Here is a 16,738-nt window from a genome sequence, read left to right as displayed (position 1 = left end):
ATGGTTTGACGGTCGTCATCCCTTAACGTGATTGAGAGAGAAGCCTATGTTTGGTAAAGGCGGTCTGGGTAACCTGATGAAACAGGCCCAGCAGATGCAAGAAAAAATGCAGCAGATGCAGGAAGAAGTCGCCAAGCTGGAAGTGACCGGCGAATCTGGCGCGGGTCTGGTAAAAGTGACCATTAACGGCGCGCACAACTGCCGTCGCGTGGAGATCGATCCAAGCCTGCTGGAAGACGACAAAGAGATGCTGGAAGATCTGGTTGCTGCGGCATTCAACGACGCGGCGCGTCGCATTGAAGAGACGCAGAAAGAGAAGATGGCCTCTGTTTCCTCCGGAATGCAGCTGCCGCCTGGCTTTAAGATGCCGTTCTGATGCAAACCAGCTCGCTGTTAACACAGCTTATGGAAGCACTGCGCTGTCTGCCCGGCGTTGGCCCGAAGTCGGCGCAGCGCATGGCGTTCACGCTACTTCAGCGCGATCGCAGCGGCGGGATGCGTCTGGCACAGGCGTTAACGAAGGCGATGTCGGAAATCGGCCACTGTGCCGATTGCCGCACCTTCACAGAGCAAGACGTCTGCAACATTTGCTCGAACCCGCGTCGCCAGGAAAACGGTCAGATTTGTGTGGTGGAGAGTCCGGCGGACATCTACGCCATTGAGCAAACCGGGCAGTTTTCCGGACGTTACTTCGTGCTGATGGGACACCTGTCGCCGCTGGACGGTATTGGCCCTGATGATATCGGGCTGGATCGTCTCGAACAGCGACTGGAGTCTGAGCAAATCAACGAACTGATCCTGGCGACCAATCCCACGGTCGAAGGAGAGGCGACCGCCAACTATATTGCTGAGCTTTGCATGCAATATGGCGTTGAAGCCAGCCGTATCGCCCATGGCGTTCCGGTAGGCGGCGAGCTGGAAATGGTCGATGGCACTACGCTGTCGCACTCTCTGGCAGGACGACACAAGATTAAATTCTGAACAAACGGAGGCCGCGACGGCGGCTTCCGCTTGAAATCCTTCCCGCTTGTCCCCATTTCACCCTCAACGTGTTTTTACCATTGAAAATGGCTTTGTTGAGGTAGATCTACATGAAAGGACAAGAAACTCGTGGTTTTCAGTCAGAAGTCAAACAGCTTCTGCACCTGATGATCCATTCTCTGTATTCCAATAAAGAAATCTTCCTGCGTGAGCTTATCTCTAACGCCTCGGATGCGGCAGACAAGCTGCGTTTCCGCGCCCTGTCTAACCCGGACCTGTATGAAGGCGACGGTGAGCTGCGTGTACGTGTTTCCTTCGATAAAGATAAGCGTACGTTGACCATTGCCGATAACGGCGTGGGGATGAACCGTGATGACGTTATCGATCATCTGGGGACCATTGCGAAATCCGGTACTAAATCTTTCCTCGAATCCATGGGTTCCGATCAGGCGAAAGACAGCCAGTTGATCGGCCAGTTCGGGGTGGGCTTCTACTCTGCGTTCATCGTGGCGGACAAAGTCACCGTGCGTACCCGTGCTGCGGGCGATAAGCCGGAAAACGGCGTGTTCTGGGAATCTGCGGGCGAAGGTGAGTACACCGTTGCCGACATCACCAAAGACGATCGCGGCACCGAAATCACCCTGCATCTGCGTGAAGGCGAAGATGAGTTCCTTGATGACTGGCGCGTACGTTCCATCATCAGCAAATATTCCGACCATATCGCGTTGCCGGTAGAGATCGAAAAATCCGAAGAGAAAGACGGCGAGACCGTGGTTTCCTGGGAAAAGATCAACAAGGCGCAGGCGCTGTGGACCCGTAACAAGTCGGAAATCAAAGACGACGAGTACAACGAATTCTACAAGCACATCGCCCACGACTTCACTGACCCGCTGACCTGGAGCCACAACCGTGTGGAAGGTAAGCAGGAGTACACCAGCCTGCTGTACATCCCGTCCCAGGCTCCGTGGGATATGTGGAACCGCGATCACAAGCATGGCCTGAAACTGTACGTCCAGCGTGTGTTCATCATGGACGACGCCGAGCAGTTCATGCCGAACTACCTGCGCTTTGTGCGCGGTCTGATAGATTCCAACGATCTGCCGCTGAACGTTTCCCGTGAGATCCTGCAGGACAGCACAGTCACCCGTAACCTGCGCAGCGCGCTGACCAAACGCGTACTGCAGATGCTGGAAAAACTGGCGAAAGACGACGCGGAAAAATACCAGACCTTCTGGAAACAGTTCGGCCTGGTACTGAAAGAAGGCCCGGCGGAAGATCACGCCAACCAGGAAACGATCGCTAAGCTGATGCGCTTCGCGTCTACGCACACTGACTCCTCCGCACAGACCGTGTCGCTGGAAGACTACGTGTCGCGTATGAAAGAAGGGCAGGAGAAAATCTACTACATCACCGCAGACAGCTATGCGGCAGCGAAGAGCAGCCCGCACCTGGAACTGCTGCGTAAGAAAGGCATTGAAGTCCTGCTGCTTTCTGACCGCATCGATGAGTGGATGATGAACTACCTGACCGAGTTCGACGGTAAGGCATTCCAGTCTGTTGCTAAAGCTGACGAGTCCATCGACAAGCTGGCGGATGAAGTTGATGAATCGGCAAAAGAAGCGGAAAAAGCGCTGACGCCGTTCGTTGAGCGCGTGAAAACCCTGCTGGGCGACCGCGTGAAAGAAGTGCGTCTGACTCACCGTCTGACCGACACGCCAGCCATCGTCACCACCGATGCGGATGAAATGAGCACCCAGATGGCGAAACTGTTTGCCGCTGCGGGCCAGGCCGTACCGGAAGTGAAATATATCTTTGAACTCAACCCGGACCACGTGCTGGTAAAACGCACTGCGGATACCCAGGATGAAGCGCAGTTTAAAGAGTGGGTCGAACTGCTGCTGGATCAGGCGCTGTTTGCTGAGCGCGGCACGCTGGAAGACCCTAACCAGTTCATCCGTCGTATGAACCAGTTGCTGGTGTCCTGATACCCGTAATGTAATGCCGGATGGCGCTAACGCTTATCCGGCCTACAGCATCTCGTAATAGTATGCCGGATACGGTGTTTCCACCGCCATCCGGCATTTTCTCGCCTTATTTTTAATTTTCCCACCGTTAACCGTTTCAGCGTCGGGCGTCTTTCTTGAGCCAATTGCGTGATGGTGGTATCGTTTAGCGCTTTTTAAAAAATATCGACAACCTTTAAGGGGATTTTCGTAATGCGTATCATTCTGCTTGGCGCTCCGGGCGCGGGTAAAGGAACTCAGGCTCAGTTCATCATGGAGAAGTATGGTATTCCGCAAATCTCCACCGGTGATATGCTGCGTGCTGCCGTGAAATCTGGCTCCGAGCTGGGCAAACAAGCGAAAGACATCATGGACGCCGGTAAGCTGGTGACTGATGAGCTGGTGATCGCGCTGGTAAAAGAGCGTATTGCTCAGGAAGACTGCCGTAATGGTTTCCTGCTGGATGGCTTCCCGCGTACTATTCCGCAGGCAGACGCCATGAAAGAAGCGGGCATCAACGTGGACTACGTTCTGGAGTTCGATGTTCCTGACGAACTGATCGTTGACCGTATTGTAGGTCGTCGCGTACACGCTGCTTCTGGCCGTGTTTACCACATCAAATTCAACCCGCCTAAGGTTGAAGGTAAAGACGACGTGACCGGCGAAGAGCTGACCACCCGTAAAGACGATCAGGAAGAAACTGTACGTAAGCGCCTGGTGGAATACCATCAGATGACAGCTCCGCTGATCGGCTACTACTCTAAAGAAGCGCAGGCGGGTAACACCAAATACGCGAAAGTTGATGGCACTCAGGCCGTTGCTGACGTGCGCGCAGCGCTGGAAAAAATCCTCGGCTAATTTTTCGCGTAATAAACCTCTTATCAGGCCTGCCATTATCGCGTAGGCCTGATAAGCGTAGCGCCATCAGGCAAATTCTCGTCTTACCTCTCACAGCAATTAGTTCTTCTTTATCGCTTTTCCGCTACAATTATCAACAATTTGAATCGATAAGAGGCGGTAATGCGTCAGACGAAAACCGGTATCCTGCTGGCAAACCTCGGCACTCCCGATGCCCCAACCCCCGAAGCCGTTAAGCGCTACCTGCGCCAGTTTTTAAGCGATCCACGCGTAGTTGATACGTCACCTGCACTGTGGTGGCCGCTGCTGCGTGGGGTGATTTTACCGTTGCGTGCGCCACGCGTAGCCAAGCTGTACCAGTCAATCTGGATGGAAGACGGTTCCCCGCTGATGGTTTATAGCAAGGCACAACAGCGGGCCCTGGCAGAACGCCTACCAAATATCCCTGTCGCGCTGGGAATGAGCTACGGTTCGCCGTCGCTTGAAAGCGCGGTCGATGAACTGTTGGCAAGCGGGGTTGAACACATGGTGGTGTTACCGCTGTACCCGCAATATTCCTGTTCGACGGTGGCGGCCGTCTGGGACGAACTGGCGCGTATCTTAGCGCGTAAACGCGGTATTCCTGGCGTTTCATTTATTCGTGATTACGCCGATGACAGCAGCTACATCGATGCGCTGGCGAAGAGTGCCCGGGATTCATTTGCTCAACACGGTGAACCTGATTTGCTGCTGCTCTCCTACCACGGCATTCCGCAGCGGTACGCCGATGAAGGAGATGACTACCCGCAGCGCTGTCGTGATACCACCCGAGAGTTGGTTTCAGCGCTTGGCCTGCCGCCAGAAAAAGTAATGATGACCTTCCAGTCTCGCTTTGGTCGCGAACCATGGCTGACGCCATATACCGACGAAACGTTAAAAATGCTGGCGGAGAAAGGGACACAACATATCCAGGTTATGTGTCCGGGCTTCTCGGCAGATTGCCTCGAAACGCTGGAAGAGATAGCGGTACAAAACCGGGAAATTTTCCTTGAGGCTGGCGGTAAGCAATATGAGTATATTCCGGCGCTTAATGCCGCACCGGAACATATCGAAATGATGGTTAAACTGACCGACGCTTACCGTTAAAGCTGGGCTCTGAAGTAACGAGCGCCTTCCCGCAACGCATCGTCGGCGGTTTTCATCATTCGCGAATAGTGCAGGAAGGCGTGTAGCGTGCCGGGGTACATTTTGTACTGGCAGGGCTGCTGATGCGCCTGCAACGTCTGGAATAGTAAGCGGCTATCGTCAATCAGCGGATCAAACTCAGCGCCGGCGATAAAACACGGCGGCACGTCCCGCGTCAGATCGTTATTAAACAGGCAATAATACGGTGACTCGCGATCGTCAGCGCTACGCAGGTACGCGTTTTCGTACATCTGCAAGTCCTCGCGGGTTAACCCATCCCACTCTCCGCCCATCAGCCGTCGGCTCAGTGAATCCTGCAGGCCGTAAAGCCCATACCACAACAGCACCCCAGCCACCTTGCCGCAGACAATGCGTTTATCCCGTAGCCACAGCGCGCTGGCAAGCGCCAGCATGGCTCCGGCGGAATCGCCCGCAAAACCGATATGATTCACATTAAGAGAATAGTCGCCAGCGTGCTGATGAAAATACTGGCAGACGGCGGCAATCTCTTCGATGGCTTGCGGGAAACGGGCTTCTGGCGCAAGCGAATAGTCGATACCAATTACCGTGCACTGCGTATAGCGCGCCAGCAAGCGCATAATACGGTCGTGGGTATCCAGATTACCGAGAATAAAACCGCCGCCGTGCAGATAATACAACGTTGCCAGGCTATGGGGCTGCGGTGAGTAAATACGTGTGGCCACGGGGCCGCATGCGGTAGAAATAACGCATTCGCGGGTATTCATCTCTGGGGCATCGGCATTCCACAGCTGCCGTTCATGAATGTAGTGCTGGCGCTGGGCCACGAAGTCATCTGCAGCGGGCCACGGCGACAGATCGTCGCGATGAAAATTCACCACGCTTTTCATTTCATCCGAAATTCTGTCGAGTACGGGGATCTTGTTTTCCGGCTTCATAAAACGCTCCTTGTGAAGGTGAGTTATTGTAGAAATTAATCCCGTTTAAACTGCGATCTCACCGTCTGATATTGAAACTTAGCGCCGCATCGCATGCGTGGCAGGGAATGTGCTACCATGCATCGCTCAGTTAACCACCCGTAAAATCGACCATGAAATTTCCCGGTAAACGCAAATCCAAACACTATTTTCCCGTCAGCGCGCGCGATCCGTTGCTGCAACAAACTCAGCCAGAAAATGAAACCAGCGCAGCCTGGGTGGTGGGCATCGACCAGACGCTGGTGGATATTGAAGCCAAAGTGGATGATGACTTTGTAAAACGTTATGGATTAAGCGCCGGGCATTCTCTGGTGATTGCCGATGATGTCGCAGAAGCGCTCTACCAGGAACTGGTGCGTGAAAATTTGATCACCCATCAGTTTGCGGGCGGTACTATCGGTAACACGATGCACAACTACTCTGTGCTGGCGGATGATCGCTCGGTGCTGCTGGGCGTGATGTGCAGCAATATCGAGATTGGCAGCTATGCGTACCGCTATTTATGCAATACCTCCAGCCGTACCGACCTGAATTACCTGCAAGGCGTTAACGGACCGATTGGCCGCTGCTTTACGCTGATTGGCGAGTCAGGTGAGCGTACCTTCGCAATCAGCCCTGGGCATATGAATAAGCTACGGGCGGATAGCATCCCTGAATCGGTGATTGCCGGAGCATCCGCGCTGGTGCTGACGTCTTATCTGGTGCGCTGCGAGCCGGGTGAGCCGATGCCGGAAGCGACCATGAAGGCGATTGAATATGCCAAAAAACACAATGTGCCGGTGGTTCTGACCCTGGGCACCAAATTCGTCATTGCCGATAACCCGCAGTGGTGGCAGGCATTCCTGAAAGAGCATGTCTCTATTCTGGCGATGAATGAAGAAGAGGCTGAAGCGCTGACTGGCGAGAACGATCCGCTGCTGGCATCTGACAAGGCGCTGGATTGGGTGGATCTGGTGCTGTGCACGGCGGGTCCGGCGGGTCTGTATATGGCGGGCTTTACGGAAGAAGAAGTCAAACGTAAAACCCAGCATCCGCTGCTGCCCGGTGCTATTGCCGAATTTAACCAGTACGAATTCAGCCGCGCCATGCGCCATAAAGACTGTACCAATCCGCTGCGTGTGTATTCGCACATCGCACCGTATATGGGCGGACCTGAAAAGATAATGAACACCAACGGCGCAGGTGATGGCGCGCTGGCGGCATTGCTGCATGATATTACCGCCAACAGCTATCACCGCAGCAACGTGCCTAACTCCAGCAAGCACAAGTTCACCTGGCTGACCTATTCGTCGTTAGCCCAGGTGTGTAAATATGCTAATCGCGTGAGTTATCAGGTGCTGAACCAGCATTCACCGCGCCTGACGCGCGGTTTGCCGGAACGTGAAGACAGTCTGGAAGAGTCGTACTGGGACCGTTAAATCTTGCATAGGCCGGATAAGCGATAACGCTATCCGGCACGGACACTAACTGGCCGTAGCAACTTCACCTGCAGGCGGCGTTTCAATCAGCTCCAGCATGGTACGGGCGATTTCACGCTCACCCATGACGACCTGGTTGGCGCCGCGTTCGGTAATATATTCCACCTCATCGTCATAATGCGCGCGGGCGATAATCTCAATCGACGGGCATTTCTCACGTGCGGAAGCGACAATTTCACCTGCTTCATAACCATTGGGAATGGTCAGCAGCAGCCAGCGCGCGCAATCCAGATGCGCCAGATTCATAATCTCTTCGTTGGCGGCATTTCCCAGTACCGCGCGGATCCCACGCTCGCGCAGTTCATCCACCCGGGTACGTGAGGTTTCGATCACCACCAGCGGGATCCCCGCAGCCATCAATTTCTCACCCAGCAGGCTACCGACGCGACCAAAGCCAACCAGCAGGGCGTGATTGCAGATATCCACCGGAATTTGCTTCTCTTCTTCGATAGCCTCTTCCAGCGTCTGCTCTTCCAGCGTTTCTGTTTTGGCGAGATATTTTTCTAACACCGCGAACAGCACCGGGTTGAGCATGATGGACAGGATTGCCCCCGCCAGTACCAGATTCTGTCCGGCCTGCGGCAGCAGGTTTAACGCCATTCCCAGACCCGCCAGAATAAAGGCAAATTCACCAATCTGCGCCAGGCTGGTGGCAATAGTGAGCGCCGTGCGTTGGGAGTGACCAAACAGGCGCACCAGGAAATAGGCGGCAAGGGATTTACCAAAGATGATAATCGCCAGCGTGCCCAGTACCGCCAACGGCTGCTGGATCAGAACTAACGGATCGAACAGCATCCCGACGGAGACGAAGAACAGCACGGCGAACGCATCGCGCAGCGGCAGAGTATCATGCGCCGCACGGTGGCTTAGTTCAGATTCATTCAGCACCATACCGGCGAAGAACGCGCCCAGCGCAAAGGAGACATCGAACAGCTCTACTGCGCCAAAGGCAATGCCTAAGGCGAGGGCGAGGACTGAGAGGGTAAACAGTTCGCGTGAACCGGTTGCGGCGCTGCGGGCCATAATCCACGGTACCAGGCGACGACCCACCAGCATCATAATCGCGATAAACGCCACCACCTTGCCGATGGTAATGCCCATATCGACGGCCAGCGAGGCGAAACCGACGTCTTCTTTTTCCAGCATCCCGGCGACGGCTGGCAGGAGAACCAGCGTCAGCACCATCATCAGATCTTCGACAATCAGCCAGCCAATGGCAATTTGCCCGCGCTGGCTGTCAATGAGCTGTCGTTCTTCAAGTGCACGCAATAGCACCACGGTACTGGCGGTTGAAAGACACAGACCAAACACGATCCCCACCATCAGCGACCAGCCTAATACGGCTGAAAGCGCCATACCCAGCAGCGTTGCCACTGCTATCTGGGCAATCGCGCCGGGAATGGCGATAGACTTTACCGCCATCAAATCCTTCAACGAAAAGTGTAGCCCCACGCCAAACATCAGCAGAATAACGCCAAGCTCGGCCAGCTCAGGCGCGAGCTTAGTATCAGCAACAAAACCAGGTGTAAATGGACCGGCCAGAACGCCCGCTAACAGATATCCCACCAGAGGAGAAATACGCAGTTTATTGGCAATCATGCCTAATATAAAAGCGAGCACAAGGCCGCCGACAATGGTGGTGATAAGCGGGGTGGCGTGATGCATTCCGTCTCCTTTGGTTGCTGTGATGATCCTAAAAACCCAAACTACGAGTAATAGTTTATGACAATTTTAATGTTTATGTTTATGAATAATTATTGAATTTTGAAGAAAACGGGATTTTACGCGCAAAAAAGCACGGATCGGAAAAGTACGGTGATATGTGAGAGGTAAAGGCTGATGGCTACTGCAAGTAATGACGGCCAAAATTTACTTTTGGCCGTCAGAAAATCAGGCTTTGTGTCGGTTATCAGGTAAGAATATGGTCAGTATCCCCAGAAGTGGCAGGAAAGCACATATTTTGTAGACCAAATCGATGCTGGTATGGTCGGCTATCAGCCCTAGCACCGCGGCTCCCAAGCCGCCCATGCCAAAGGCAAAACCGAAAAATAGCCCAGAAACCATGCCGATACGCCCAGGAAGCAGTTCCTGTGCGTAGACCAAAATAGCAGAAAACGCCGATGCGAGGATAAAACCAATGATCACGGTTAAAATCCCGGTCCATTCCAGCGTTGCGTAGGGTAAAACGAGGGTAAATGGCGCAACGCCGAGGATAGACCCCCAAATAACATATTTTCTGCCAATTTTATCGCCCAATGGTCCGCCAATCACCGTCCCGGCCGCGACGGCAAACAGGAAGGCAAACAGGTGAAACTGGGCGTTTTGTACCGATAATCCGAATTTTTGCATCAGATAAAAGGTGTAATAGCTGCTGATGCTCGCCATATAGAAGTATTTGGAGAAAATCAGCACCAGCAGGATGCTTACCGCCAGCACCACTTTATTGCGCGGTAACGGATTTACGATGGCGACTTTCGGTTTTCCTTTACTCATCCGATGCTGCGCAGCGTACCAACGGCTGATTTGTGCCAGGACGACAATCGCTAATAACGCAGCCAGAACAAACCAGGCTACATTACCCTTACCATATGGCGCGATGATGACAGCTGCCAGCAAAGGTCCCAGAGAGCTGCCGAAGTTGCCGCCAACCTGGAAAATTGACTGTGCCAGGCCGTGACGACCGCCGGAGGCCATGCGTGCCACGCGGGACGATTCCGGATGAAATACCGAAGAGCCGGTGCCAACCAGCGCCGCGGCGAGCAGCACCATATGGAAGCTGCCGGCCATGGCTAGCAAAACAAGTCCGCTCAGCGTGAAGCACATCCCAATGGGCAGCGACCACGGCATCGGGTATTTGTCCGTCCAGTAACCCACCACCGGTTGCAGCAGCGAAGAAGCAAGCTGGAAGGTTAGGGTGATCATCCCGATCTGCATGAACGTTAGCGAGAACTCTGACTGCAATAGCGGATAAATCGCCAGAATCAGCGACTGAATCATATCGTTTAGCAAATGGGAGAGGCTGATCGCTCCTAAAATGCCAAATGAGGTGCGTGCTTTAGCAACCGACGCTGACGCGCCAGCCACAGGCTGGGTTGGTTCACTTATTGCCATAGAAAGTCACTTCTGTTTGGGTTGCGATTATGAGGGTAATCTATTTTGTTATTATTACCTGACTAACATACCTGCGGAAGGTGTTTGAAGGAAGTCTCATTTCTGAAAACATTTTCGACTATTATTTCATATCATTGTAATTTCAGTCGTTGATTTTGGCTCAGGGAGAGAAATATGAAGTTTTTAAAACGGGGCGTGGCGCTGGCGTTATTAGCCGCATTTACGCTGGCAGGTCAGCCTGCACAAGCGTACGAAAAAGATAAAACCTACAAAATTACCATTTTGCATACCAACGATCATCACGGTCACTTCTGGCGCAGCGAATACGGAGAATACGGACTGGCGGCACAAAAAACGCTGGTGGACGGTATTCGTAAAGAGGTAGCTGAGGAAGGGGGCAGCGTACTGTTGCTTTCCGGTGGCGACATTAATACCGGCGTACCGGAGTCCGATCTGCAGGATGCGGAACCTGATTTTCGCGGGATGAACCTGATTGGCTATGATGCGATGGCGGTCGGAAACCACGAGTTTGATAATCCCATGACCGTACTGCGCCAGCAGGAAAAATGGTCCAAATTCCCGTTTCTCTCGGCCAATATCTATCAGAAAAGCACCGGCGAGCGTTTGTTTAAGCCGTGGGCTATCTTTAAGCGCCAGGATTTAAAAATTGCCGTACTCGGTTTGACTACTGACGATACGGCGAAAATAGGCAACCCCGAGTTCTTTACCGATATTGAGTTCCGTAAACCTGCTGATGAAGCCAAACTGGTTATTCAGGAACTGAATATGGGTGAAAAGCCAGACATCATTATCGCAACCACCCATATGGGACATTATGACAACGGCAACCACGGCTCGAACGCCCCTGGCGATGTCGAAATGGCGCGTAGCCTGCCGGCGGGATCGTTGGCGATGATTGTCGGTGGTCACTCGCAGGATCCGGTGTGTATGGCTTCAGAGAACAAGAAGCAGGTTGATTACGTACCGGGTACGCCGTGTGCGCCAGACAAGCAAAATGGGATCTGGATTGTGCAGGCGCACGAGTGGGGGAAATATGTGGGCCGGGCTGACTTTGAGTTCCGTAACGGCGAAATGAAAATGGTTAACTACCAGCTCATCCCCGTCAACCTGAAGAAAAAAGTGACCTGGGACAACGGTAAAAGTGAGCGCGTACTCTACACCCCGGAAATAGCTGAAAATCAGCAAATGCTTTCGCTGCTGACGCCGTTCCAGAATAAAGGTAAAGCGCAGCTCGACGTGAAAATCGGTAGCGTCAATGCGCGCCTCGAAGGCGACCGAAGCAAAGTCCGTTTCGTGCAGACCAACATGGGACATTTACTGCTGGCTGCGCAAATGGCGCGAACCAGCGCTGATTTTGGCGTGATGAGCGGCGGCGGCATCCGTGATTCCATCGAAGGTGGCGATATCACTTATAAGAGCGTGCTGAAAGTACAGCCGTTCGGAAACATCGTGGTGTATGCAGACATGAGTGGGAAAGAAGTGATTGACTATCTGACCGCTGTAGCACAAATGAAGCCGGACTCCGGGGCCTATCCGCAGTTTGCTAATGTCAGCTTTGTGGCGAAAGATGGCAAGCTTAACGATTTGAAAATCAAAGGCGAACCCGTTGACTCAGCCAAAACCTATCGCATGGCGACCCTGAGCTTCAATGCGACCGGCGGCGATGGCTATCCGCGAATTGATAACAAACCAGGCTATGTGAATACCGGGTTTATTGATGCTGAAGTGCTGAAAGAGTACGTGCAGAAGAACTCACCGCTGGATGCCAGTATGTATGAGCCGAAGGGTGAAGTTACCTGGCAGTAACAGGGCGGAGCGCCGGATGGCGGTGCTTGCACCTTATCCGGCCTACAAGTCAGTGTGATTTGTAGGCCTTAAAGCTGCGCGCCATCAGGCAATCATTCTAAAATCGCTTAATCACGGCGTGCGATGTCGGCGAATTTCGCATCCAGAATTTTCGCCAGATCGCCCGCTGCCAGTTCGATATCCAACCCGCGTTTGCCGCCGGAAACATAAATGGTGTCAAACGTCTGGGCAGGGGCATCAATGAGCGTTGGCAATCTCTTTTTCTGTCCTAATGGGCTAATCCCCCCCACCAGATAACCGGTGGTTCGTTGCGCAACCATTGGATCGGCCATATCAACCTTTTTAGCCCCCAGCGCCTTAGCGACCTTTTTGAGATCCAGTTGACCGGCTACAGGCGTGACCGCAACTGCCAGATGCTTCATATCGCCATTCACGGCAACCAGCAGCGTTTTGTAGACCTGGTCCGCATTCAAACCTAACTTGCGCACCACTTCATCACCAAAGTTCGTCTCGGACGGATCGTGATCGTAGGTATGGATCTGGAAAGAAATTTTGTTTTTTTCGAGTAATTTAACGGCGGGTGTCATAGCAATTTTCCTGGACCAGACAAAATACGACTCAAGCATACGCCTGATGTCTGTCTAAAAAATAGTACCATCTTGCGCAATAGTATTGGCAGGATGATGACTTTGAGCGACAATCGAACTACACCGATGCTTTAAGCATTGGGATCATAATAATGATGAAATTCCTCTTTGACGGGCCAATAGAAATATTGGCCATTTTTTTACCGTAACATCTCCGGCAAATTTCCTTCTCCGTACAGATGCAACGCGCCAACGGCCACGACGTAATGACCAGCAGGCATCGCTCTGAGCCGATCGCGCCAGGCTGTGTTACGTTGATGCATCAATACGTCATACAACGACTGGCTAAAGGTGTTGGGAAGCGTCAGTTCGCTATTGCGTGGCGGTGTTTTAAGCCACCAGCCCATCATTTGTTGCAACAATCTGGCATTGGTATGCCAGTGCGTCAGAGTATCGTCCAACAGGGCCAGTCCGTTATCAGGCAACTGACATAACAGCTCGATTTGACTGGATGCGCCTTCCAGCTCGATAACGGGTTTATGCGCTTGTTTTGCCGCTTTCAGCAATTGGTAATCAATCCCGTATTCTGCCCGTAGACCCAACTGCTGTGCCTGTGTCGCCTGTAATACCATGGCGATTTGCCACAACGGCTGAGTAGATAACAGCGATGGGGAAATGCCCAGTTCGTTGGTGACTTTTCGCAGGTTTTCTAACTGCTCCGGGCTGATTCGTTCTTCGAGTGCGGCAAATGTAGGAAGGTTAGCAAACGGCGCGTCGTCACCGGAAACATCCGCTTCGACAATCAGCGCATCGGAATGGTTGAGTTTTTTGAGTAATTTGGCAGGCAGAGGTGCCATATCGCGACTGCCCATGTGAATACTGCCAATCAGATGAAAATGGCGGTTGCCGGGCAATGAAATGTCGATGGCAGGCCAGGTATAGTGGTTGCCGCGTAGCGCGGTGAAAAATGTTTTTACCCGGTATAACAGATCCATACGACCTCCCTATGTAGACTTTCATGCTAGCGCGTGGTCCAGGAAGGTGCAATGCGAGAATCGCCGGATGGCGACGCGAAATCGTCTTATCCGGCCCACAATGTTACCTGCACTTTGTAGGCCGGATAAGCGTGAGCGCCATGCGGTAGAGGGTTACTCTTTCGGTTTGAAGCGCAGCAGTCGGTTAGCGTTGCTCACCACAGTAATGGAGGAGAGCGCCATCGCCGCCCCGGCAACGACCGGATTCAGCAGTGTTCCGGTGAACGGCCACAGGATCCCCGCGGCAACGGGAATACCGATGCTGTTATAAATAAACGCGCCGACCAGGTTCTGCTTCATATTACGCAACGTTGCCCGGGAGATAGACAGTGCATCCGCAACGCCCATCAAGCTATGACGCATCAGCGTAATCGCGGCGGTTTCAATCGCCACATCGCTGCCGCCACCCATGGCAATCCCTACATCGGCCTGAGCCAGCGCAGGTGCATCGTTGATACCGTCACCCACCATGGCAACCTGACGCCCCTGGCTTTGCAGACGTTTAATCGCCTCGGCTTTACCGTCCGGCAGAACACCGGCAATCACCTCATCAATACCGGCTTCTTTGGCAATAGCGTTAGCCGTGGTCGGGTTGTCACCGGTAAGCATCACCAGACGATACCCGTTGCGGTGCAGACGCTGAAGTGCTGCCACGCTGTCGCTACGCAGTGGATCACGCACCGCTAACAGCGCCGCCGCTTTACCATCAATCGCCAACAGGACCGGGGTTGAACCCTGGGATGCCTGAGCAGTGATTTCAGCTTCCATTTCAGTGGTATCTACCTGCTGTTCATTAAGCAGCGCCTGGTTGCCCAGCAGCAGCGTATGACCTTCCGTTTCACCACTGACGCCTAAACCGCGCAGCGTACGGAAACCATTGACCTGTGGCAGCGTAACATCACCGGCTTTGTCCAGTATCGCTCTGGCCAGCGGGTGGCTGGACCCCTGTTCAAGGGCTGCTGCCAGACGAATTGCCAGTGCTTCATCGGTGTTGCCAAACGTTTTGATGGCGACAACCTGCGGTTTACCTTCAGTCAATGTCCCGGTTTTATCAAATACGACGGTATCAAGCGTACTGGCGCGCTGCAGCGCATCGGCATCACGTACCAGAACCCCAAACTCAGCGGCACGACCCACACCGGAAATAATCGACATTGGTGTTGCCAGGCCCAGCGCACAAGGGCAGGCAATAATCAGTACGGTAGTGGCAATCACCAGCGTATAAACCATTTGTGGTGCCGGCCCGAAGAAATACCAGATTGCTGCACTTACCAGCGCAATGACTACGACGACCGGAACGAACACTGAGGAGATACGGTCAGCCAGTTTGCCAATCTCCGGTTTACTGCTTTGCGCCTGGCGCACCATACGAATAATACGTGACAGCGTGGTGTGGCTGTCAACGGCGCTGGCGCGAAACAGCACGCTGCCGTCTTGTACGACCGTACCGGCGTGGACGCTATCACCTTCGCCTTTTTGTTGCGGAATAGGCTCTCCGGTCAGCATGGCTTCATCCAGCCAGGCTTCGCCCTGAGTGATTTCGCCATCTACCGGAACGCGGTCACCGGTGGTCAGGCGCAGTAACATTCCCGGCTGAACGTCTGCCAGCGGCACGTTCTTTTCACCTTCGTCAGTAACAACACGCGCGGTCGGCGGTGTCAGATCGAGTAATTTTTCCAGTGCTTTGGACGAGCGCTGACGAGCCCGTGCTTCCAGCATGTGCCCGAGGTTAATCAGACCGATAATCATCGCACTGGCTTCATAATAGAGGTGTCGTGCTTCCATCGGGAACCATTGCGGCCAGAGGTTGACACTCATGGAATAAAGCCATGCCACCCCCGTACCCAGCGCCACCAGCGTATCCATGGTCGCGGTGCCGTTCATCAGGCTTTTCCACGCGTTGCGGTAAAAATGACCGCCCGCGAAAACCATCACGGCAAGCGTTGCCAGACCAATCGTCAGCCACAGGCTACGGTTGTCGGCAGTGACCATCATGTTTTCGCCAATCATTCCCCATACCATGACAGGGATACCCAACAGCAGCGCGACGGCCGCCTGCCAGCGAAAACGTTTCATGGTTGCCACGGCGGTTTCTTGCTGACGCTCGCGGCGCTTAACATCATCTTCAATGGCTTCTGCGCCGTAGCCCGCTTTTTCCACCGCTTTCACTAACTGGTCGGCGGACGCACTGCCCATTACCAGCGCAGTACGTTCCGCTAGGTTTACCCGTGCCTGCGTGACACCCGGTACGCTTTGCAGAGCATCTTGTACGCGGATAACACAGCTGGCGCAGCTCATGCCGTTTAACAGCAACTGTTGGCTGTCATCATCAGCCGTAGCTGCCGGAAGCTCGGAAGGGACCGCTGCCAGTGCTTCCGACGGGATTGATGACTCCGTCAGCGGTTTAGCCTTTGGGTGGCTTAACTCCGCGCCGTAACCGGCTTGTTTGATGGTTTCAATCAGCGCTTCAGCACTGGCGCTCCCGGTGATGTGCGCTTCAGTCACAGTGACATCCGCTTGCTCAACGTCCGGGCGTTGCTCCAGACTCTCTTTAACGCGTTTTACACAGTGACCACAGGACAAGCCGTCCAGGGTTAGATCGATTGTTTGAGACATAACCAACTCCTTTATTGCAGGATTAACTGACTGTGATAAAGGTTAAACCTTCCATCTAGGGGAAGGTCAAGGGAGTTTTTTGAAAAGGTGCAAAAAGGGCGAAAAGGAAGAAAAACGGGAACG

13 protein-coding genes are annotated in these 16,738 nt (G+C 53.5%); 7 read left to right on the top strand and 6 right to left on the bottom strand.

The window, feature by feature from the left end; translation table 11 throughout:
• The first annotated feature begins 46 nt into the window (after positions 1–46).
• The 5 genes from OGX94_RS10120 (at position 47) to hemH (ending at position 4,967) form a co-directional block, all read left to right on the top strand.
• Positions 47–376, top strand: coding sequence for a YbaB/EbfC family nucleoid-associated protein (locus OGX94_RS10120; protein WP_003021764.1), 330 nt, complete (start codon positions 47–49; stop codon positions 374–376).
• Positions 376–981: a recombination mediator RecR gene (gene recR, locus OGX94_RS10115; RefSeq protein ID WP_286569152.1), complete on the top strand. Its 606-nt coding sequence runs from the start codon at positions 376–378 to the stop codon at positions 979–981. The genes OGX94_RS10120 and recR overlap by 1 nt, the downstream gene beginning before the upstream one ends.
• Before the next feature lie 110 nt (positions 982–1,091).
• A complete protein-coding gene (htpG, locus tag OGX94_RS10110) occupies positions 1,092–2,966 on the top strand; it encodes a molecular chaperone HtpG (RefSeq protein WP_032942554.1) in 1,875 nt (624 codons plus the stop codon).
• 231 nt (positions 2,967–3,197) lie between these two features.
• On the top strand, positions 3,198–3,842 hold the full coding sequence (gene adk, locus OGX94_RS10105; RefSeq protein WP_003021773.1) for an adenylate kinase: 645 nt from the start codon (positions 3,198–3,200) through the stop codon (positions 3,840–3,842).
• A gap of 162 nt (positions 3,843–4,004) precedes the next feature.
• The gene (gene hemH, locus OGX94_RS10100) at positions 4,005–4,967 is read left to right on the top strand and encodes a ferrochelatase (protein ID WP_257661423.1); all 963 of its coding nucleotides are present in this window, start codon (positions 4,005–4,007) and stop codon (positions 4,965–4,967) included.
• Here hemH and aes read toward each other — a convergent pair.
• Positions 4,964–5,923 carry an acetyl esterase gene (gene aes / locus OGX94_RS10095; RefSeq protein ID WP_257661424.1) on the bottom strand — a complete coding sequence of 320 codons (960 nt, stop codon included), beginning with the start codon at positions 5,921–5,923 and terminating at the stop codon, positions 4,964–4,966. The two genes, hemH and aes, sit on opposite strands and share 4 nt — an antisense overlap.
• A 152-nt stretch (positions 5,924–6,075) precedes the next feature.
• On the opposite strand from aes, the gene gsk reads away from it, so the two are divergent.
• A complete protein-coding gene (gsk, locus tag OGX94_RS10090; protein ID WP_257661425.1) occupies positions 6,076–7,380 on the top strand; it encodes an inosine/guanosine kinase in 1,305 nt (434 codons plus the stop codon).
• A gap of 45 nt (positions 7,381–7,425) precedes the next feature.
• Here the strand turns inward: gsk and ybaL are convergent, their stop codons facing one another.
• Together ybaL and fsr are read right to left on the bottom strand one after the other, a co-directional pair.
• Complete coding sequence (gene ybaL, locus OGX94_RS10085; protein ID WP_003021783.1) at positions 7,426–9,105, bottom strand: YbaL family putative K(+) efflux transporter; 1,680 nt, start codon at positions 9,103–9,105, stop codon at positions 7,426–7,428.
• Positions 9,106–9,330: 225 nt separating this feature from the next.
• Positions 9,331–10,551, bottom strand: coding sequence for a fosmidomycin MFS transporter (gene fsr / locus OGX94_RS10080; protein ID WP_003021788.1), 1,221 nt, complete (start codon positions 10,549–10,551; stop codon positions 9,331–9,333).
• Between the two features lie 174 nt (positions 10,552–10,725).
• On the opposite strand from fsr, the gene ushA reads away from it, so the two are divergent.
• Complete coding sequence (ushA, locus tag OGX94_RS10075) at positions 10,726–12,378, top strand: bifunctional UDP-sugar hydrolase/5'-nucleotidase UshA (RefSeq protein ID WP_003831055.1); 1,653 nt, start codon at positions 10,726–10,728, stop codon at positions 12,376–12,378.
• 107 nt (positions 12,379–12,485) lie between these two features.
• Here ushA and ybaK read toward each other — a convergent pair whose 3' ends face one another.
• The 3 genes from ybaK to copA form a co-directional block, all read right to left on the bottom strand.
• Positions 12,486–12,965 carry a Cys-tRNA(Pro)/Cys-tRNA(Cys) deacylase YbaK gene (gene ybaK / locus OGX94_RS10070; protein ID WP_003831056.1) on the bottom strand — a complete coding sequence of 160 codons (480 nt, stop codon included), beginning with the start codon at positions 12,963–12,965 and terminating at the stop codon, positions 12,486–12,488.
• A 200-nt stretch (positions 12,966–13,165) separates the two neighbouring features.
• A complete protein-coding gene (locus OGX94_RS10065; RefSeq protein ID WP_257661426.1) occupies positions 13,166–13,960 on the bottom strand; it encodes a TraB/GumN family protein in 795 nt (264 codons plus the stop codon).
• 153 nt (positions 13,961–14,113) lie between these two features.
• Positions 14,114–16,615 (bottom strand): copper-exporting P-type ATPase CopA, encoded by a 2,502-nt coding sequence (gene copA / locus OGX94_RS10060; RefSeq protein WP_257661427.1) that lies wholly within the window; start codon positions 16,613–16,615, stop codon positions 14,114–14,116.
• Positions 16,616–16,738 lie beyond the last annotated feature (123 nt).

Source organism: Citrobacter sp. Cpo037, from assembly GCF_030332945.1.
GTDB lineage: Bacteria > Pseudomonadota > Gammaproteobacteria > Enterobacterales > Enterobacteriaceae > Citrobacter > Citrobacter portucalensis.
This window is presented reverse-complemented; position numbering and strand designations above follow the sequence as displayed.